Annotated in this window: 14 protein-coding genes; 6 read left to right on the top strand and 8 right to left on the bottom strand. The window is 61.6% G+C overall.

The annotated features are described in order from the left end of the window. Positions 1-155: 155 nt before the first annotated feature. A complete protein-coding gene (locus tag MF4836_RS14355; RefSeq protein ID WP_078470831.1) occupies positions 156-6,002 on the top strand; it encodes an alpha-2-macroglobulin in 5,847 nt (1,948 codons plus the stop codon). Positions 6,003-6,036: 34 nt separating this feature from the next. Then, complete coding sequence (gene pbpC / locus MF4836_RS14360) at positions 6,037-8,334, top strand: penicillin-binding protein 1C (protein WP_078470832.1); 2,298 nt, start codon at positions 6,037-6,039, stop codon at positions 8,332-8,334. Positions 8,335-8,732: 398 nt separating this feature from the next. On the opposite strand, the gene flgE is transcribed toward pbpC, so the two are convergent. The 6 genes from flgE to MF4836_RS14390 all read right to left on the bottom strand — a co-directional run bounded on the left by flgE (position 8,733) and on the right by MF4836_RS14390 (position 13,764). Continuing rightward, complete coding sequence (flgE, locus tag MF4836_RS14365) at positions 8,733-10,067, bottom strand: flagellar hook protein FlgE (RefSeq protein ID WP_078470833.1); 1,335 nt, start codon at positions 10,065-10,067, stop codon at positions 8,733-8,735. Between the two features lie 30 nt (positions 10,068-10,097). Beyond that, positions 10,098-10,835 carry a flagellar hook assembly protein FlgD gene (flgD, locus tag MF4836_RS14370; protein ID WP_078470834.1) on the bottom strand — a complete coding sequence of 246 codons (738 nt, stop codon included), beginning with the start codon at positions 10,833-10,835 and terminating at the stop codon, positions 10,098-10,100. A 15-nt stretch (positions 10,836-10,850) separates the two neighbouring features. Next, a complete protein-coding gene (gene flgC / locus MF4836_RS14375) occupies positions 10,851-11,294 on the bottom strand; it encodes a flagellar basal body rod protein FlgC (protein WP_020295654.1) in 444 nt (147 codons plus the stop codon). 3 nt (positions 11,295-11,297) lie between these two features. Further along, entirely contained in the window at positions 11,298-11,705 is a 408-nt protein-coding gene (gene flgB / locus MF4836_RS14380; RefSeq protein WP_020295655.1) for a flagellar basal body rod protein FlgB, read from the bottom strand. Between the two features lie 254 nt (positions 11,706-11,959). Next, positions 11,960-12,787 (bottom strand): protein-glutamate O-methyltransferase CheR, encoded by an 828-nt coding sequence (gene cheR, locus MF4836_RS14385; protein ID WP_078470835.1) that lies wholly within the window; start codon positions 12,785-12,787, stop codon positions 11,960-11,962. Positions 12,788-12,831: 44 nt separating this feature from the next. Continuing rightward, positions 12,832-13,764: a chemotaxis protein CheV gene (locus MF4836_RS14390; RefSeq protein ID WP_020295657.1), complete on the bottom strand. Its 933-nt coding sequence runs from the start codon at positions 13,762-13,764 to the stop codon at positions 12,832-12,834. A 75-nt stretch (positions 13,765-13,839) separates the two neighbouring features. On the opposite strand from MF4836_RS14390, the gene flgA reads away from it, so the two are divergent. The 4 genes from flgA (at position 13,840) to MF4836_RS14410 (ending at position 16,435) form a co-directional block, all read left to right on the top strand. Continuing rightward, entirely contained in the window at positions 13,840-14,601 is a 762-nt protein-coding gene (flgA, locus tag MF4836_RS14395) for a flagellar basal body P-ring formation chaperone FlgA (protein WP_078470836.1), read from the top strand. A 148-nt stretch (positions 14,602-14,749) separates the two neighbouring features. Beyond that, entirely contained in the window at positions 14,750-15,076 is a 327-nt protein-coding gene (gene flgM, locus MF4836_RS14400) for a flagellar biosynthesis anti-sigma factor FlgM (protein ID WP_078470837.1), read from the top strand. Positions 15,077-15,124: 48 nt separating this feature from the next. Continuing rightward, on the top strand, positions 15,125-15,592 hold the full coding sequence (locus MF4836_RS14405) for a flagella synthesis protein FlgN (RefSeq protein ID WP_020295660.1): 468 nt from the start codon (positions 15,125-15,127) through the stop codon (positions 15,590-15,592). A gap of 96 nt (positions 15,593-15,688) precedes the next feature. Then, positions 15,689-16,435, top strand: a complete 747-nt coding sequence (locus tag MF4836_RS14410; RefSeq protein WP_043228721.1) for a flagellar brake protein — start codon at positions 15,689-15,691, stop codon at positions 16,433-16,435. 81 nt (positions 16,436-16,516) lie between these two features. On the opposite strand, the gene MF4836_RS14415 is transcribed toward MF4836_RS14410, so the two are convergent. Both MF4836_RS14415 and MF4836_RS14420 read right to left on the bottom strand, forming a co-directional pair. After that, positions 16,517-17,893, bottom strand: a complete 1,377-nt coding sequence (locus tag MF4836_RS14415; protein ID WP_078470838.1) for an MFS transporter — start codon at positions 17,891-17,893, stop codon at positions 16,517-16,519. Between the two features lie 70 nt (positions 17,894-17,963). Then, entirely contained in the window at positions 17,964-19,205 is a 1,242-nt protein-coding gene (locus MF4836_RS14420) for a glutamine synthetase family protein (RefSeq protein ID WP_178102944.1), read from the bottom strand. Positions 19,206-19,374: the final 169 nt, after the last annotated feature.

The following is a 19,374-nucleotide window of genomic DNA, read 5'->3' on the forward strand; positions in this document are numbered from 1 at the left end:
GCCGCCAGGCGCTTGAACCGAACCCCCGATAGACCTCTGGTTTATCGGGGGTTTTCTTTTGCTTGCAATTTACCGGTGACAACCGCTTAAACCAAGGTTTGTGGCGGTGTTCAGGTGTAAGATGGCGCGCCATTCAACTTCAGGGATTTTTTGCAATGTTTGCCAGGTGCAGGGACGCAGCGCGCCGCCTTTTCGGCGTTTTATCAACCGTGGCACGCCTGTTGTTCGGGCTGACCCTGTGGCTGGCGCAAAGCCTTCTTGGCCAATGGCACCCGCCCTATTGGCTGCGTAAACTGATTCCTGCACTGGGACGAGGCCTGACCGCCATCGGGCGCAAGGTCCAGGCCTACCCACGGCAATTTGCTGCCGGCATCGCGACCCTCGCCGTGCTGAGTGCCGGCGGCCTGTATGGCTGGCACTGGTACTCCAACCTACCGCAACCGCACACCGTGCATTACAGCGTGCAGAGCCCCAGCCTGACCGACTACACCCGGCAGCCGCTGCTTATCGACACCCTGCGTATCCGCTTCAATGAATCGGTGGCGCCCCTTGAAGCCATCAATCAACCCGTGACCGAAGGCATCACCCTGAGCCCGGCAGTCGCCGGCAGCTGGCGCTGGGTCGAGGACCGCACCCTGCAATTCACCCCGGACCAGGACTGGCCGATCGACGCCAAATACAGCGTCGAGCTGGCCAAGAAAAAGCTGCTGGCCGATGGCGTGCTGTTGAGCCAGTACAGCAACACATTTTCCACCCCTGCATTCAGCGCCACCCTGGTTCAGAACGAGCTGTATCAGGACCCGGTCGACGCCAGCCTGAAACAGCAGGTCGCCACCTTCAGGTTCACCCACCCGGTGGATGAAGAGAGCGTACGCAAACGAATCAAGTTCTCCCTCGGCACCGGCCTGCAATACCGCGACCCAAAAGCCGCGAATCAGCCCGAGATCAGCTTCGACGCCTTCAAGCTGCAGGCCTATATCCGGTCTGCGGCGTTGGCCACGCCACTGGAAACCAACCAGATCAGTCTGACCCTCGGCGAAGGGGTCAAGTCTCAACTGGGCGGCAACGCCACCCCTTCCTCGCAAACCCGCCTGGTGACGGTGCCCGGTCGCTATCGGCTGACCTTCAGCAACAGCGAAATCAACTTCGCCGACAATGATCGCGGCGAACCCGAGCCGGTGCTGATGTTCACCAGCTCCAGCGCCGTGGCCGACGAGGCGATTGCCGGCAAGGTCCAGGCCTGGCTGCTGCCGGAAAAACCCCAGGACGACCTCGCCCCCTGGTACGCCAAGGACATCGACGAAGCGCTGCTGGCTCGCTCGCAACCGATCAAGCTCAGCCATGTACCCAGTGTCGAGCCGCTCAATACCGAGCACGCCTTCAAGTTCAAGGCACCCACGGGGCGCACCCTCTATGTGCAAATCCCGGCGCGGATCGAGGCGATTGGCGGCTACCTGGCGAAAAACCCTACAACCTCATTGCTGAGCATGCCGGCCTACCCGCGCACCCTGCGTTTTCTATCCGATGGTGCCCTGCTCAGCCTCACCGGTGAAAAACGCGTAGGTTTCATGGCCCGTGGCGTGCCCGGCGCCCACGTAGAGATCGCCCGCGTCCTGCCCAACCAGCTGCAACACCTGGTCGACCAGAGCAGCGGCAGCTTTGCCCGCCCCAACTTTGCCAATGACTATTTCGACCGCATGGTCGAGCGCCAGTCCCTGGACATCCCGCTGTCCGCCAGCGATCCGTCCAAGACCCAATACGACAACGTCGACCTTGGCAGCTACCTCAGTGCCAACGGCGGTCGCCGCGGGATCTTCGTGCTCAAGCTCAGCGCCCAGGACCAACCGAGCCAGCGTACCTTCGACGGTTACTCGCAAAGCGCGACCAATGACCTGCGTTTTATCGTGGTCACGGACCTTGGCATCATTGCCAAGCGCTCCAGCGACGGCAGCCATGACCTGTACGTGCAATCCATCGGCAGCGGCCTGCCGGTGGCCGAGGCCCAGGTCGAGATCATCGGGCGCAACGGTTTGCCGGTCAGCAGTGGCAAGACCGACGCCCAGGGTCACGCGCACTTCGCCAAGCTCGACGAGCTGCGACGCGAGAAAACCCCGCTGATGTATGTGGTGACCCGCGGCAACGATCAGTCATTCCTGCCGATCGCCCGCCAGTCGCAACAGTTGGATCTGTCGCGCTTCGACGTCGGCGGCCTGCAGGAAGACGGCACCAGCAACCGCCTGAGCGCCTACCTGTTCAGCGACCGGGGCCTGTACCGCCCGGGCGAGACCGCACACCTGGGCATGATCGTGCGCAGTGGCGACTGGAAAGGTGCCTTGCAGGGCCTGCCGGTCGAACTGCTGATCACCGACCCACGGGGCCTGACGGTGGTGCGCGAGCCCCTGAAGCTGTCCTCCAGCGGTTTTGAAAGCTACGACTTTGCCAGCAGCGACGTGGCGCCGGCCGGCGATTACACCGCGACCCTGCAACTGATTGGCGACAAACAACTGCGTACCCACCTGGGCAGCGTCAATTTCAAGGTCCGCGACTTCGAGCCCGACCGCCTGAAGGTCAGCCTGAGCCTGCACGACACCCCGGTCGCCGGTTGGATCGCGCCGGATCAGGTCGAGGCCAAGGTCACTGCGCTGCACCTGTTCGGCGCGCCGGCCGCAGGGCGGCGGATCACCGCCAACCTGTCGCTGAACCCGGCACTGGCGGGGTTCGAGCGTTACCCCGAGTACCGCTTCCGCCTCAACGACTCGCTGACTGAAGCCAGCAGCGAAGACCTGGCGGAAACCACCGCCGACGACAATGGCCAGGCCGTGCTCGACCTGGACCTCAAGCGTTTTGCCAACAGCACCTACCGCCTGCAGGTCCTGACCCAGGTGTATGAGGCCGAGGGTGGGCGCAATGTGGCGGCGCAAAGTTCGTTGCTGGTGTCTTCGGCGCCCTACCTGATCGGGGTGAAGAGCCAGGACTCGCTGTCCTACGTGGCCAAGGGCACGGCGCGCCAGGTGCAATGGCTGGCTGTCGGGCCGGACCTGAGCCCGCGTGCGGTTGAAGGCCTGGTCAGCCAGGTGATCGAACACCGCTACGTGTCGGTGCTGGTCAAGCAGGCCAATGGCACCTACAAGTACGAGTCACGCCTCAAGGACACGGCTCAACCCGCCTCGCCGCTGACGCTCACCGAGCAGGGCGCGACCCAGGTGCTGGACACCCAGACGCCGGGCGACTTCACCCTGCAACTCAAGGATGCCAACGGCAACCTGCTGAACCAGATCGACTACAGCGTCGCTGGCAAAGGCAACACTTCGCGTTCCCTGGAACGCAACGCCGAACTGCAACTGCGCCTCGACAAACGCAGCTACGCCAGCGGCGACGAGATCGCCATCAGCATTCGCGCGCCCTACACCGGCGCCGGGCTGATCACCATCGAGCGCGACAAGGTCTACAGCCAGCAGTGGTTCAAGGCCGACAGCACCAACAGCGTGCAGCACATCCGGGTGCCCAAGGGCCTGGAGGGCAACGCCTACGTCAACGTGCAGTTCGTGCGTGACATCGGCTCGTCCGAGGTCTACATGAGCCCGCTGTCCTATGGCGTGGTGCCCTTCAGCATCAACCTCGATGCGCGCCGCATGCCGCTGAAAGTCGAAGGCCCGGCGCAAATCGAACCGGGGCAAGTGCTGGATATCAAGGTCAGCAACGACCGGCCGACCCGCGCGGTGATCTATGCGGTCGATGAAGGCATCCTGCAGGTTGCGCGCTACAAGGCGCCCGATCCGCTGGGCTTCTTCTTCCAGAAACGCGCCCTGGAAGTCGGCACCAGCCAGATCCTCGACCTGATCCTGCCGGAGTTCAGCCGCCTGCTCAGTGGCGCAGCCCCGGGTGGCGACACCGAGGGCGCCCTGGCGTCGCACCTCAACCCGTTCAAGCGCAAGCACCAGCCGCCTGTGGCCTGGTGGTCGGGGGTGGTGGACCTGCCGGCGGGCGAAAGCGTGCTGCACTACCAACTGCCGGACAACTTCAACGGCAAGCTGCACCTGTTCGCCGTGGCGGTGGACGCCAACAGCGTCGGCGTCAGTGAAGGCGCGAGCGAGGTGCGCGGCCCGCTGGTGATCACGCCGAACGTGCCGGCCTTTGTCGCCCCTGGGGATATTTTCACGGTCAGCGCTGGGGTCTTCAGCAACCTGGAAGTCGATACCGCCGTGAAGTTCGAGCTGCAAACCAGCGCCGGACTGCAGGTCGAAGGCGAACCCGGGAGCACGCTGCAACTGCAACCGCGCAAGGAAGGCGTGGCGCAGTTCCGGATCAAGGTCCTGGAAAACCTCGGCTCCGCCGACCTGCGCTTTATCGCGGTCTTGCCCGACGGCAAACGAATCCAGGTCGCGGAAACCACCTCGGTCCGCCCCTTGAGCGAACACCGGGTGGCCCTGACCCTCGGCCGCTTTGAAGGCGCCAGCCAGGAACTGCTGCCGACCCGCAATCTGTTCAGCGAGTTGCGCAATGTCCAGGTGGGTGTTGCCGCGTCGCCACTGGTATGGGCCGACGGCCTGAAACACTACCTGGACGACTACGCCTACGCCTGCACCGAGCAACTGGTGTCCAAAGCCATGCCGGCGCTGATCTGGCGCGATGCGCAAGCGAGCGTGCCATCCACACAGGGCTTCGACGGCCTGCTGCGGGTACTGCGCCAGCGGCAGAACCAGGCCGGCGGCTTCGGCTTGTGGGCGGCCAACCCACAGGTCACGCCCTATGCCAGCCTGTACGCCACCGACTTCCTGATCGAAGCCCGCGAACGCGGCCTGGCCGTGCCCGCCGACCTGCTGGAGCGGGCCAATGCCTACCTGACCGAGATCGCCAATGGTCCGAGCGAAGGCCTGCAGGAATTGCGCAACCGCGCCTACGCCAGCTACCTGCTGAGCCGCCAGGGGATCCTGGTCAGCGGTGCCCTGAGCGATATCCGCGAGCGTTACGAAACCTATCACCGCGATACCTGGCAGAACGACCTGGGCGCGGCCTACCTGGCGGCCAGCTATAAGCTCCTGAAACAGGATCGCCTGGCCGATCGGCTGTTCCGCAAGCTTCCCTGGCGCACCCTGAACGACCGCTGGGATAGCGACGGTTTGTATTACGACCCTCTGGTGCACGATGCCGAACACCTGCACCTGCTGAGCAAACACTTCCCCGACCTGGTCGACGAAGTGCCGCTCGAGTTGCTGGATAAACTCGGCAAGCGTCTCAACGAGCAGCGCTACAACTCACTGTCGGCCGCCCTGCTGTTGCGGGCGCTGGACAACTACGGGCAGCGCGCCGAGAGCGGCATGCACCTCAAGTCCAGCGCCTGGCTCAACGACAAGTCCCAGCAATTGCTGAACATGGTCGGCCAGCCACCGCGCAGTGCGGTGCCGGCGGCCACTGAAAAGCTGCTCCTGGAGAAGTCCTCCGGTCCTGCCGCGTTCTACATGCTCAGCGAAGCCGGTTTCGATCGCGGCGCCAACACCCAGCCCCTGAGCAATGGCCTGGAAGTGATCCATGACTACCTCGACCTCAAGGGCCAGCCGGTGACCCAGGTCAGCGTGGGCGATGAGTTCCTGGTGCGCCTGCGCCTGCGGGCCACCGAACATGACCAGGTGCAGCAAGTGGCCGTGGTCGACCTGTTGCCAGGTGGCGTCGAGCCGGTCTATCGCCTGCCGCCGCAGCCCAAGCAGCGCGACGAGGAGGATGAAGACCAGGAGCAATCGTCCGGCGATGACGACGAGGAATCCTGGCAAGCGCCGGTCGGTGAGAGCGAGTTGAGCAACTGGCAGCCGGAGTACATTGATGTGCGCGATGACCGTGTGGTGTTCTACGGCACCGTGCTGCGCGACGCCGCGACCTTTGTCTACCGCGTGCGCGCCACCAACGCCGGGACCTTCAACACGCCGCCGGCGTATGCCGAAGGGCTCTACCAGACCACCCTGCAAGGACGTGGCAAGGTAGGCCAGCTTGAAATCGTCAAACCTTGAGCCCCAGCCCCAACGCAGGCCCCTTGGACAGCGCTTGAAACCGCTGTTCAAGGGCCTGCTGCTGGGGGCAATCGGCCTGGGGCTGCTGCGGCTGTGGCCCCATGCACCGCTGCAACAGGCGGCGCCTTCGTCGCGAGTGGTGCTGGCCGAGGATGGCACACTGCTGCGCATGACCCTTGCCAGCGATGGCCAATACCGTCTGTGGTTGCCTCTGGAGCGCATCTCGCCGTCACTGGTGCAGGCCCTCCTGCTCAAGGAGGACCGCAATTTCTACTACCACCCCGGGGTCAACCCGCCGGCGCTGTTGCGCGCTGCGCTGGCCACCTACAGCGGCGGGCTGCGCCAGGGCGGTTCGACCCTGAGCATGCAGCTGGCGCGCAGGCTGTATGACCTCAACACCCGACAGGTTCCCGGCAAGCTGCAACAGATGGTGCTGGCCCTGTGGCTGGAGGCGCGCTACAGCAAGCACGACATCCTCGAGGCCTACCTGAATCTGGCGCCCATGGGCGGCAATATCGAAGGCGCCGAGGCGGCCAGCCGTGTCTACTTCGCCAGGCCGGCAGCCCAGCTCTCGCTGTCGCAAGCCCTGGCCCTGGCGGTGATTCCGCAACAACCCAACCGCCGCGCGGCCTTCACCGCCGACCTGCAACAGGCCCGGCTGCGCCTGATGGCTGCCTGGCGCGAGGCCTATCCGGATGACCCACGCAATCAAAGCCTGCTGGAATTGCCCCTGGAAGCCCGCAACCGCCAGCAATTACCGTTTCTTGCGCCGCACCTGAGCGAACAACTGCTGGCCGCCCACGCCGGCAGCGAGCTGAAAAGTACCCTCAACCTGCCTCTGCAACGCCTGCTGGAACGCCTGATCCAGGGTTATATCGGCGAAAAACACGACCTCGGCGTGGACAATGCGGCCGCCATCCTGCTCGATACCCGCGACCAGAGCGTCAAGGCCCTGGTCGGTTCAGCCGACTATTTCTCGCTGCCGATCCAGGGCCAGGTCAACGGCGTGCTGGCGCGACGCTCGCCGGGCTCGACCCTCAAGCCGTTTCTCTATGGGCTGGCGATCGACCAGGGGCTGATCCACCCCATGAGCATCCTCAGGGACATGCCGAGCAACTTCGGTTACTTCCAGCCGGAGAACTTCGATGGCAGTTTCATCGGCCCGCTGAACGCGCAGGAGGCGTTGATCCGCAGTCGCAACATTCCGGCGGTATGGCTCGCTAGCCAGCTGAAAAACCCGACCCTCTACGACCTGCTGCAACGCTCCGGCGTCAAGGGGCTGCGCGCGCCAGGGCATTACGGCCTGGCCCTGGCCCTGGGCGGCGGAGAGATGAGCATGGAGGAACTGGCCCGGCTGTACCTGATGCTGGCCGGTGACGGCCACCTGCGACCGCTGCGTTACCTGAGCCAGCAGCCGACCGGCAACGGCGAGCAACTGCTCAGCCCGCAAGCGAGCTTTATGGTGCGCGACATGCTGCGCCACAACCCGCGTCCGGATGGGCTGCCGGCCGACAGCCGCGGCCGGCATTGGCGCACTGCGTGGAAGACCGGCACCTCCTGGGGGTTTCATGACGCCTGGAGCGCCGGACTGGTAGGCCCTTATGTGCTGGTGGTGTGGGTCGGCAATTTCGACGGCCGGCCCAACCCGCAGTTCATTGGGGCCAAGACCGCGGGGCCGCTGTTTTTCAGGATCGCCGACGCCCTGCCGCTGGCCCTGCCCACGGTCGCCGAGCGCGCCGACAAACCGCCGCCCGGGCTGACGCGGATCCAGGTGTGCAGCGCCTCGGGCGAACTGCCCAACCGCTGGTGCCCACAAACCCGCAAGACCTGGTACATCCCCGGCGTATCACCGATCCGGGTGTCTAACCTGCATCGCCCAGTGCTGATCGACACCCGCACCGGCAAGGCCGCCTGCCCGCCGTTTGACCCGCAGTACACCCGCGAGGAGGTCTTCGAATTCTGGCCCAGCGATGTGCGCCGGCTATACCGCGCCGCCGGGTTGCCACGGCGCGCAGTGCCCAATGTGCTCAAGGCCTGCCAGCCCGAGCGCAATGCCGATCAGAGCGAGGCGCCACAAATACGCTCGCCGCTGACCCAGGTGACCTACAACCTGCGCCTGTCGCGGCCGGAAGAAAACATCCAGCTGAGCGCCAACGCCGCCAGCGACGCACGCCGGCTGTACTGGTTCGCCGACCAGACCCTGATCGGCCAGGGCCCACCCCAGGTCGGCCTCACCTGGCGACCACAAAGGTCCGCCAGCTATCAACTGCGAGTCACCGATGACCAGGGCCGCAGCGCCAGCCGCACCTTGAACGTAGAGTTCCAACCCTGACCCAGCCTGTAGCCGCTGCCGAGCTTGACGAGGCTGCGCTGGGCCCTATCAGACGCTGGATTACATCAGGGAAAACTACAACGTCTGCAAGAGCCAGCGTCCGAACGCGGCCCGAGCCTGGCGGCAGCGGCTACAGCGGCCCGAACCCGCGCTATCCCAAGCACACCCAGGCGAAGGTCATGCCGCAGAACAGCATCGGCAGGAGATCAAGAAAAACATTCATTCGGGCACGTTCCCTGTTGGCGAGTGCCAGCAATGTAGTCGCTGAATATGACAATTGTCTGTCGCGCCGCCGCTCGCCACTGCGCCCTGCCCAGCCCCAAAACAGAAAAGCCCTGCCGGCATGAACCGGCAGGGCTTTTCGTGGCGAGTCGGGCTGAATGATCAGCCCGCCAGCATCAGGTCATCTGGATGATGGTCTGCATGATGGTGCTCTGGGTGGAGATGGTCTTGGCGTTCGCCTGGTAGTTGCTCTGCGCCTTGATCAGCTCGACCAGTTCGTTGGTCAGGTTGACGTTGGACTCTTCCAGGGAGTTGGACACCACAGAACCCAGGGTACCGGTCTGTGGCGCATCGTAGCCCGGGATGCCCGACGCGAAGGTTTCTTTCCAGCTGGTGCCGCCTACCGGCTGCAGGCCCTGCTCGTTGGTGAAGCTGGCCAGGGAAATCTGACCGATCGGCTTGGTCTGGTTGTTGCTGAAGTTGGCCAGCAACACACCGCTGCCGTCGATGGTCAGGTTGGTGATCTGGCCAGTGGCGTAGCCGTCCTGGGCCGGGATCGAGCGGGCGGTATCGGCGTTGAACTGGGTGGTATTGGCCAGGGAGACCGATACCGTGCCACCAGAGCTGGCGCCATTGGATTTCCATACACCATTGGTCACGGTGCCTGGAACCCAACCAGTCAACTTCAGGTCGTTGCTGATGATGGGTTTAGTCGCGTCAGCCGGGTTAGGTGTACTGACCTGCACCAACTTGCCGGATGTATCAAAAGTAATGGTCGAAGCGACCGGATCGGTGGTACTGCCATCCTTGGTTGGCAAGCTGCCGTCCAGGTTGCGGCCGTCGATCAGGGTGTAGGTCTTCCAGGTGTTGGCGCCCGTCTTGACCATGTACTGGTCCATGCGGTGCTCGTTGCCCTGGGTATCGAAAATCGGCGTGCTGAACTGTTTGGTGAAGGTTGCCGACAGCGTCGGGTCAAACTTGTTACCCACGATCGTGTCGTCGATAGGATCGGACGTCGAGTTCAGGTTGATGGTCGAAGACACCGAAGTGGTCGCCTTGGGCGCCAGGTTCGAAGTGTCGATCCGTAGGTCGGTCAACACACCGTTGATGATCTTGCCATTGGCGTCCACACCGTAACCCTGCAGGCGAGCGGTGCCGTCGGAGTTGGTGACGTAGCCTTCCTTGTCGGTCTTGAAGGTACCGGCACGGGTATAGGTCAACGAACCGTTGTTGCTCAGGACAAAGAAGCCCTGGCCCTGGATCCCCATGTCCAGCACGTTGCCGGTGTTGTTCACGTCACCCTGGTTGAACTGCTGGGAAACGTTGGCCAGGCGCACGCCGTTGCCAATCACTTTGCTGCCGCTGCCCAGCTTGGTGGCCGAGTAGACGTCGGCGAATTCCGCGCGCGACGATTTGAAACCGGTGGTTGCGACGTTGGCGATGTTGTTGCCGGTAACGTCCAGCTGCTTGTTGGCTGCATAGAGACCGCTAAGGCCGATATTGAAAGACATATTCCACTCCTTGTGCCGGGTTAGTCGGCTCTATATACCAATGGTTTGGACTTTGGACAGAGCGATCGGGCTGCTCAGTCCGGCAAGGTTCAACATCAATTCACCGCCAGTCTGGCTGATGGTGACGCTGTTGACCGTCGCAGGCAGGTAAGTGACCAGGGCGACCGCGGTGTTATCGATCGTGGTGCTGGCTTTGAAGGTGTAGTTGCCCGGGTCGGCCTTGGTGCCGTCGGTCTTGGTGCCGTCCCAGGTGAAGCTCGAGGTGCCCGCAACCTGGCTGCCCAGGTCGATGGTTTTCACCGCTTTGCCGTCTTTGTCGGTGATGGTCACGGTCACGCCCGCGACGCTGCTCGGCACAGTGATCGAACCGGTCATGCTCTTGGTGGTGTCGACCTGGGTAGTGCCGGACTGCACGATCACCGAGCGACCGACCAGGGACGAGGCCTGCAGGGCCTGGCTCGACTTGTAGTTGCCGGAAATCGCGGTGACCGAATCATTGAGCGTGGTGATGCCTTCCAGGCTGCTGAACTGTGCCAGTTGCGCCACGAACTCGCTGTTGTCCTGCGGGTCCAGGGGGTTCTGGTTTTTCAGTTGGGTCACCAGCAGTTGCAGGAACGCGTCCTTGCCCAGGGCTTTTTTACCGGTGGCACTGTTGGTGGCCGCAGTAATGCCGTCAGAGCTTGAAGTCGTGGTCTTTTTCGACGAGTTCGCGAGAATCTGATTCAGACTCAAGCTGCTGGTGGTGCTGGTGGTGTCGTTAATGCTCATTGGAGAGGCCCCTTATCACTGACCGAGGGTCAGGACCTTCTGCATCATGGTCTTGGCGGTGTTCATCATTTCAGCGTTGGTCTGGAACGAACGGCTCGCGGAAATCATGTCGGCCATTTCTTCAACCACGTTGACGTTGGGGTAGTAGACATAACCCTTGGCGTCAGCGGACGGATGGTTAGGCTCGTAACGCGCTTCGAGGTTGCTCTGGTCTTCGACCACACCCAGCACCTGCACGCCCTGGCCGGTGGAGTCCTGGTTCTGGAACAGCGACTGGCTGCCACCGCTCTGCGCACCCTGGAACATGGTGGCGAACACCGGGTGGCGGGCACGGTAGGTCTGGTCGATGCTCGACGACACGGTCTCGGCGTTGGCGATGTTACTGGCGACGGTGTTCAGGCGAGTGGTCTGAGCACTCATGCCGCTACCGGCGATATTGAAAACACTGGCGAGGGACATGGATTACTCTCCGCGCAGGGCCGAAATCAGCCCTTTGAATTTGCTGTTGAGCAGCGTGAAGCTGGCCTGGAAGTTGACCGAGTTCTCGGCGTAGTTCGACTGTTCCAGTTGGGCGTCCACGGTGTTCTGGTCGATGGAAGGCTGCATCGGCGTGCGGTACAGCAGCGACTCGTCGCCGTTACCCATGCCTTCAGCTTCGATATGACGGCTGTTGGTCATGTTCAAGGCAAAGGTGCCGTTCTTGGTCTTCTCGTTCTGCTCGGCGAGCACGGCGGAGAAATCCAGATCCCGAGCCTTGTAGTTCGGGGTGTCGGCGTTCGCGATGTTGTTCGCCAGAACTTCGGCGCGCTTGGCGCGAAAGCCCAGAGCCTGTTCATGGATACCGAGCGCTTTATCGAAGCTGATGCTCATGTCGGGAAACCTTTGGGTGACCTGATTTTTCGTAATCTGGATATAGCAAGCCCCGTGCCAAGTGCAAAAGCCCCGTAAATCAAGGCTTCGCTGGCAGCGGCAAGGCGGCAATGCCAGAAAAGCGGCAATGGATTTCCGCGATGCGCCAGCAAAGCGGCAACCTCACTGCCGCTTTTACGCCGCGACCCGGCAACGACCAGGCACAAAAAAGGAGGCCCAAGGGCCTCCTTTTATCGACTCACTCTCCACCCGGCCTACTTCGCCTGGTAGATGATCCCCGGGCTGCACTGAACCATCTGGAAATGATCAGGCAGGCCGTTGAGCGCCTCGGATGCGCCAAGAAACAGGTAACCGCCCGGCTTCAAGGTGCTGTGAATGCGCATCAGGATGTCCTTCTTCACCTCAGCGGAGAAGTAGATCAACACGTTGCGGCAGAACACGATGTCGAACTTGCCGAGGCTCGCGTAGCTGTCCAGCAGATTGAACGAGCGGAATTCCACCCGACTCTTGATCGGCGCCTTGATCGCCCAGCGCCCCGGCCCTTTCGGGTCGAAGTAGCGTTGCAGGCGCTCGGCAGACAGGCCGCGGCCAATGGCCAGGCTGTCGTATTCGCCGGTCTTGCAGTTGTTGAGCATGGTGCCGGACAAATCGGTGGCAACGATCTGCACACCCATCTTCAGGTGGCCCATGTTGGTCCGTTCGAACTCGTCGATCGACATCGACAACGAGTAGGGTTCCTGGCCCGACGAGCAGGCGGCCGACCAGATGCGCAAGCGCTGGTTCGGACTGGCCTTGATCGCTTCGGGAAGGACCTTGTTCTTCAGGACCTCAAAGGGATAGGTATCGCGAAACCATAAGGTTTCGTTAGTGGTCATGGCATCCACCACCTGCTCGCGCAAACCGCTGCGCGGCTGGGTCTGAATACGCTGCACCAGCTCACCCAGGGATTTGATGCCCTGCTGTTCCATCAGTTTGTTGAGACGGCTCGATACCAGATATTGCTTGTTCTCACCCAGCAAGATCCCACAGGCTTTTTCCAGGAAGACCCGGAACTGTTCGAAATCCAAATTACCCGTAGACAATGATGCCGCCTCTTAAATCGTATGACCGCCAGGAGCCGATGCCCCTAGCTGTTGTCTGCTGCTTTGATCCGGTCGACTACCCGGGATGCCAGGTCATCAGGACGGAATTTGGCAAGAAAGTCATCGGCACCGACCTTCTTCACCATCGCCTGATTGAATACACCTGACAACGAAGTATGCAGGATGATATGCAGCTTTTGCATGCGCGGATCGTTGCGTATCTCGGCCGTGAGGGTGTAACCGTCCATCTCCGGCATCTCGATGTCGGAAATCATCATCAGAAATTCTTCTTCCGGCTTCTTGCCCTCGTCCACCAGCTTGCGCAGGTAATCCAGGGCCTGGCGGCCGTCGTTCAGCGCGACCACTTCCACGCCAACCGTCTGCAGGCAGCGCGTCACCTGCTTGCGCGCCACCGACGAATCGTCGACGGTCAGTACCCGCAGGGAAATCGCCTTGTGCTGGGTTTCGACGTCCACCACACCGACTGAAATCACTTCCGAGGTCGGCGCCACTTCCGCCAGCACCTTCTCGACATCGATGATTTCGACCAACTGATTGTCAACCCGGGTCACGGCCGTCAGGTAGTGATCGCGACCGGTGCCCTTGGGTGGCGGATGGATCTCCTCCCAGTTCATGTTGACGATACGTTCCACCGACCGCACCAGAAACCCCTGGGTCTTGGTGTTGTACTCAGTGATGATCACAAACGGGTTGCTCAGGTCTTTCAAACCACCCGAACCGGTGGCCATCGCCAGATCCAGGATCGGGATGGTCGCCCCGCGAATACTTGCGACACCGCACACGACAGGACTGGATTTAGGCATCAAGGTCAGTTTCGGGCACTGCAACACCTCCCGAACCTTGAACACGTTGATCCCGTAAAGCTGCTGGCCGTCCAGACGGAACAGCAGCAGCTCCAGGCGATTCTGCCCAACCAGTTGCGTGCGCTGGTTAACCGCATCCATTACACCCGCCATGCCCAGACTCCCCAAAGCTTTAAGTTCCGACGCACGCTCATCGCTAAACGGCACGGGGCTTGCTTTTTAACTGTTATGAACGCCAAAACGACATTTTTCCGACGCCTGACATCAAACTACCGCAAATTACTTTGCGCGCTGTCAGTTTTGTCTATTTTCAACCCTGGCGGCCCTGCCCTTGCTGACTCGGTCACCCTGCCTGATCTACTTATCGGCGTCACTCAAGGGTTTCTTGAATTCACCGTAGAAGACTATCTGGCCACCAGTCAAACCGCCGGACGCTATGAAATCACGGTTGCCCAACTCGATCCGCGCATGCGCATGCCCAATTGCGACAAGGAATTGACAGCCACCCTTGAAAGCCCGGCGCAGCCCATTGGCCGTGTCACGGTCAAGGTCCGCTGCGACGGCGCCTCGCCCTGGACCGTGTTCGTGCCGGCCCAGGTCAAACTGTTTCGCGAAGTGGTGACCACGACCCGCCCCCTCAAGCGCGCCGGAATCATTGCGCCGGAGGAGGTCATTTTGCGTGAACGTGACATCAGCCAGATCAACCAGGGTTACCTGACCTCGGTCGACGATGCCATTGGGCAGAAACTTGTCCGACCAATGGTCGCCGATCAAGTCATTACCCAACTGCACCTGGAGCAGGCCGAGGTGGTGCGCAAGGGCGATCAAGTGGTGATATCTGCCCGTAGCGGCACCCTGAACGTGCGAATGCCCGGCGAAGCACTGTCCAACGGCGGCATGAACGAGCAGATAAGGGTCAAGAACCTGAACTCGAAACGTGTGATCAAGGCCCGGATTACCGCTCCCGGCCAAGTAGAAGTCGCAATGTAGGAACTGGCGCACAAGCCCGCCCTTCCCTAAACTGTGGTCCATGCGGGCCGCAGCCATGGGCGTTGGTTAATCGACAATAGCGCCTAAAGTTTTCCAGGGTATGGCCGAAAACATGGCAAGCGTCCAAATACCCAGAGGTTTTTTTATCATGGTCATCGATTTCAGCCGTTTAAACAGCTCCCCCTCACTTACCGGCAGTACGCGTACCAGCGCCAACAAAGACATCGGCGACACCGACAAGTCTGCGCCGCTGGCTACCCCGGCTGAACAAGCCAGTACCACCAAAAGCGGGGAATCGGTACACCTCAGCAATGAGGCTCAGCGTTTGCAAAAGGTCACTGACAAGCTGCGCGATCAGCCTGCCGTCGACAAAGCCCGCGTGGCCGAGTTGAAAGCAGCGATTGCCGATGGCAGCTATAAAGTCGACAGCAACCGTGTAGCCAGCAAACTGCTCAATTTCGAAGCCCAGCGCTAGCCAAAGGCCTGCGCCAGGCTTTTGGACGCTTAAAACCCAAGGCCAGCCATGCACGACTCTAATTTACTGCAACTGATCACTGAAGATTTTGCTCCAGCTCAACAATTGCTGGAACTGCTGAAGACCGAATCCCTCGCTCTGTACGGCCGCGACATGCCGCTACTGGAGGATATTCTGGCGCAGAAACATGCGCTGATCATTCTGCTCGAACAGCATGGCCGCAAGCGCAGCGAGATTCTTGCCAGCCTGAACCTACCCGCCAGTCGCGCCGGCCTTGAGCAACTCGCCGAACATTCCTCGATCGGCCCGCAATTGCTTGAGCAAAGCGATGTGCTGACCGAGCTGCTCGCCGAGTGCCAGGCGACCAATGAACTCAACGGTCGCTCGATCCAGGTTCAGCAGGCCACCACCGCGAACCAGCTGAAAATCCTCAACGGCGGCGAAAGCCCCGCACTGTATGACGCCCGCGGCTCGACCTCCCTGCTTGCGAAGCCGCGCCCGCTCAGTCAGGCTTGACCCCGGAAAATGTGCGCGCCCTATCAAGCTGCGAAACATGCTGGCAAAATGCTGGCTCTTGCGTGTAGTCGTATTTTGTCTGGAGACTGATGAACCGTGTTCAATGCCCCAAGCGCGGAAGATGCTCCGCAGCCCCCTAAGGTTCTCACCACTCCTCTGGAGATAGCTTCGAACCTGCGGATGCTACAAGAGAGCCATGACCCGCTGATCATCACCTTCCATGAGCGCAGCCAGCGCTTTCAGAGCTATCTGGTCGAAGTCGATCGCGACAGCAACATGATCGCCCTCGATGAAATGATTCCCCGCGACGGTGAACGTTTCATGCTGGCCGGCGAGCCATTTCGCGTCGAAGGCTTCCATGAAGGCGTGCGTATCGCCTGGGAAAGCACCAGTACCCCGACCCTTGATGAGTCCAACAACGGTCGCTGCTACCGTGGCACCCTGCCGGACGAAGTGGTCTATCACCAGCGCCGCAGCGCCTTCCGCGCAGCGCTCAAGCTTTCGCAACTGGTCAACGTCGAACTCGACGGCGAAAAGCTCAAGGAGTCCATCCGCGGCAAGCTGCTGGATATCTCGGCCACCGGTTGCAAACTGCGCTTTGAAGGCGATATCTCCGAACGTCTGCAACTGGGCCAGGTCTACGAACGTTTTATCGCCGCCCTGCCCTTCGGCAGCATGACTGCTCCCGTCGAGCTGCGGTATCTGCACTATGAAGAGCGCATCGATATCACCTTCGCCGGGGTCCGCTTTCATAATATGAGCGGCCTGGTACAGCGCCAGGTCGAGCGTTTCGTCTATCAGCTGCAACGCGAAGCACGGCGCTTCGATAAAGACGACATGTAAGCCAACGCCAGACATGAAAACGGGCAGCCCCTTGCGGTGACTGCCCGTTTTTTTGCGCCGCCTTCCGGCAACCGCCAGACCCTAAGGCCTGGCGCCACTGAGATGATGCGGCCCCTCATCCTCGGGCTTGACCTCATTCTCAGCCTCGGTTGCCGGCGACTCATCAGCCGCTGGCTCGTCGGCCACCGGCTCGACGGGGTTCTGCATCTGATCCTGCACCACTTGCTCATCCACCCGTGGGTCAAGAGCCGCCACCAGTGGTGAGCTGGACATGCTGTCCGGCATCGCCACGTGCTGCAGCGGGGCATCATCGACCTGATGCAGATTGGTCACCGCCTTCGGCCGGATCCGCCACACCAGGACCAACGCGAAGAAACTGAAGAACGCGTAGAGCATCTGGCTGCCGAACAGCTTCATCAGCACGCCCGCCACCAACGGCCCGATGCTCGCGCCCACACCGTAGGTCACCAGCAGCATGGCGGTCAGCGACACACGGCGATCGCCTTCGACATGGTCATTGGAAAAAGCCACCGCCAACGGATACAGGCAGAACTGCACCAGCGAACACAGGAAGCCCAAGGCAAACAACACCTCCAGCGGCACACTCGGAAAAATCGCCAGGGGCAGCGCCGCCACCGCCAGAAACATCGCAAAGCAGCGAATCAGCATCGCCCGGTCATAACGATCCGAGAGCCAGCCCAACGGCCACTGCACCAGCAGGCCGGCAAAAATGCAGCAGCCCATGAACAGGCCGACCTGCTCGGTGCTCAACCCCTGCTGGGAGGCGTACAGCGGCGCCAGGCCGTAGAACGAGCCGACAATCAGCCCTGCCCCCAGCACCGTACTCAGAGATTGCGGCACGCGTTTGATAAAGAAGCGTGGCTCCATCGGCGCCGGGTGCAGTGGCGCCGGGTGAATGCGACGGGTCATGGCCACCGGTACCAGGCACAGAGCGAAGCACAGGGCTACCAGCATCAGCAGTTCCAGGCCAAGGGCCGGGTGCATGACCAGAATCAGTTGCCCCAGGACCAGCCCCAGGTACGAAGCGATCATATAGCCGCTGAACACCAGCCCACGCTGCTTGGCCTCGGCCTGCTCGTTCAGCCAGCTCTCGATGACCATGTACTGGCACATCATGCCCAGGCCGACGATCACCCGCAGCACTAGCCAGGCCGGCAGCCAGTCCACCAGGCCATGGCCGAGAACGGCAGCCCCGACGATACCGGCACAGGTGGCGTAGGCGCGGATGTGCCCGACCCGGGCAATCAGCCGATGGCCGATCTTGCCGCCCAGGACCAGGCCGAAGTAGTTGGCCGCCATCAAGGCACCGACCCACAAGCCATCGACATGGTCGGCGGCCAGGCGCAATGCCAGATAAGTGCTGAGCAAGCCCGAGCCGATAAGCATCATCAGCGAGGCGAAATAAAGCGCTCGAAAGGATTTCCAGATTTGGCGCATCGGCGTTCCGAGCGGCTCCTTGAATTGAGTGTCGGGCCGTCTTCACGACAGCCCGACGGCGACGGTTCAGTTAGGCCTGGGCCGCTAAAACACGCCGTTCCCAGGGAGTAATTTCATCAAAGAAGCTGGTCAACTCCATGGTCTTCGAAGCGATGTAGCCTTCGATGAACTCTTTGCCGAACAGTTCCTTGGCCAATGGACTACGTTTCAGACGTTCAAGGGCCGCATGCAAGGTACAAGGCAGTGACAAACTGTCCGGCACTTCGAATTCACCCTGGATCGCGGCTTGCGGTTCCAGCTCATTTTCGATGCCGTGCAGGCCGGCTGCCAGGCTGGCGGCGATGGCCAGATAAGGGTTGGCATCCGCCCCCGGCAGGCGGTTTTCCACCCGGCGCGCCACCGGCGAACTGGCCGGAATACGCAAGCCTGCGGCGCGGTTGTCATGGGACCAGCACGCATTGTTTGGCGATGCGTAAGGATGGCACAGGCGCTGATAAGAATTGACGTTGGGCGCGAACAACGCGGTGAAATCCGCCATGCCGGCCTGCTGTCCGCCGATAAAGTGACGGAAGGTCGCCGTCGGCTGCCCCGCGTCGTCGCTGAACACGTTTCGCCCACTGCCGATCTCGACGATGCTCTGGTGAATATGCATCGAACTGCCCGGGGTATGGGCCAATGGCTTGGCCATGCACACCACGGTCAGGCCATGCTTGAGCGCCACTTCCTTGAGCAGGTGTTTGAACAGGAACGTCTGATCGGCCAGCAGCAGGGGATCGCCGTGCAGCAGGTTGATCTCGAACTGGCTGACGCCCATTTCATGCATAAAGGTATCGCGGGGCAGGCCCAGCGCCGCCATGCACGCATACACCTCGCTGAAAAACGGACGCAGGCCATTGTTGGAACTGACACTGAACGCCGAATGCCCGTCCTCGCGACGCCCGTCCAGGCCTACGGGCGGCTGGAATGGCTGAGTCGGATCGGTGTTGGGCGCGAACACAAAAAACTCAAGTTCGGTGGCCACCACCGGCGCCAGGCCATGGGCCGCATATCGGGCGATCACCGCCTTGAGCTGGCCGCGAGTGGACAGACGCGAGCTTTCGCCCGTCAATTCATCCGCATCGCAGATCGCCAGGGCACGTGGCTGCTGGCTCCAGGGCAGGCGATGGATCTGTTGCGGATCGGCCACGAGCGCCAGGTCGCCGTCGTCGCTGCCGTAAAAGCGCGCGGGCGGGTATCCGCCCATGATGCATTGCAGCAGCACGCCCCGTGCCATCTGCAACCGCCGCCCTTCGAGAAAACCTTCTGCGGTCATTACCTTGCCGCGGGGCACTCCATTGAGGTCCGGAGTGACACATTCAATCTCATCAATGCCCGTCAATCGCTGTGCGAGTGAACGATGGCCATCGGTTGTCATGACTCAATCCTTGTTGTTGTACGAGCCGAGAACGGCGACCCGTACAAAATAGGCTTCGGCTGTTCGG

Source organism: Pseudomonas sp. MF4836, from assembly GCF_002018875.1.
GTDB lineage: Bacteria > Pseudomonadota > Gammaproteobacteria > Pseudomonadales > Pseudomonadaceae > Aquipseudomonas.

Bases quoted from the DNA above. Each gene is read 5' to 3' on its own strand.
- MF4836_RS14390 (WP_020295657.1), bottom strand. From the start codon at position 13,764: ATGGCGGGTGTAATGGATGCGGTTAACCAGCGCACGCAACTGGTTGGG.
- MF4836_RS14415 (WP_078470838.1), bottom strand. From the start codon at position 17,893: ATGCGCCAAATCTGGAAATCCTTTCGAGCGCTTTATTTCGCCTCGCTG.
- MF4836_RS14420 (WP_178102944.1), bottom strand. From the start codon at position 19,205: ATGACCGCAGAAGGTTTTCTCGAAGGGCGGCGGTTGCAGATGGCACGG.
- MF4836_RS14405 (WP_020295660.1), top strand. From the start codon at position 15,125: ATGCACGACTCTAATTTACTGCAACTGATCACTGAAGATTTTGCTCCA.
- MF4836_RS14355 (WP_078470831.1), top strand. From the start codon at position 156: ATGTTTGCCAGGTGCAGGGACGCAGCGCGCCGCCTTTTCGGCGTTTTA.
- flgD (WP_078470834.1), bottom strand. From the start codon at position 10,835: ATGAGCATTAACGACACCACCAGCACCACCAGCAGCTTGAGTCTGAAT.
- flgB (WP_020295655.1), bottom strand. From the start codon at position 11,705: ATGAGCATCAGCTTCGATAAAGCGCTCGGTATCCATGAACAGGCTCTG.
- flgM (WP_078470837.1), top strand. From the start codon at position 14,750: ATGGTCATCGATTTCAGCCGTTTAAACAGCTCCCCCTCACTTACCGGC.
- flgE (WP_078470833.1), bottom strand. From the start codon at position 10,067: ATGTCTTTCAATATCGGCCTTAGCGGTCTCTATGCAGCCAACAAGCAG.
- flgA (WP_078470836.1), top strand. From the start codon at position 13,840: ATGAACGCCAAAACGACATTTTTCCGACGCCTGACATCAAACTACCGC.
- flgC (WP_020295654.1), bottom strand. From the start codon at position 11,294: ATGTCCCTCGCCAGTGTTTTCAATATCGCCGGTAGCGGCATGAGTGCT.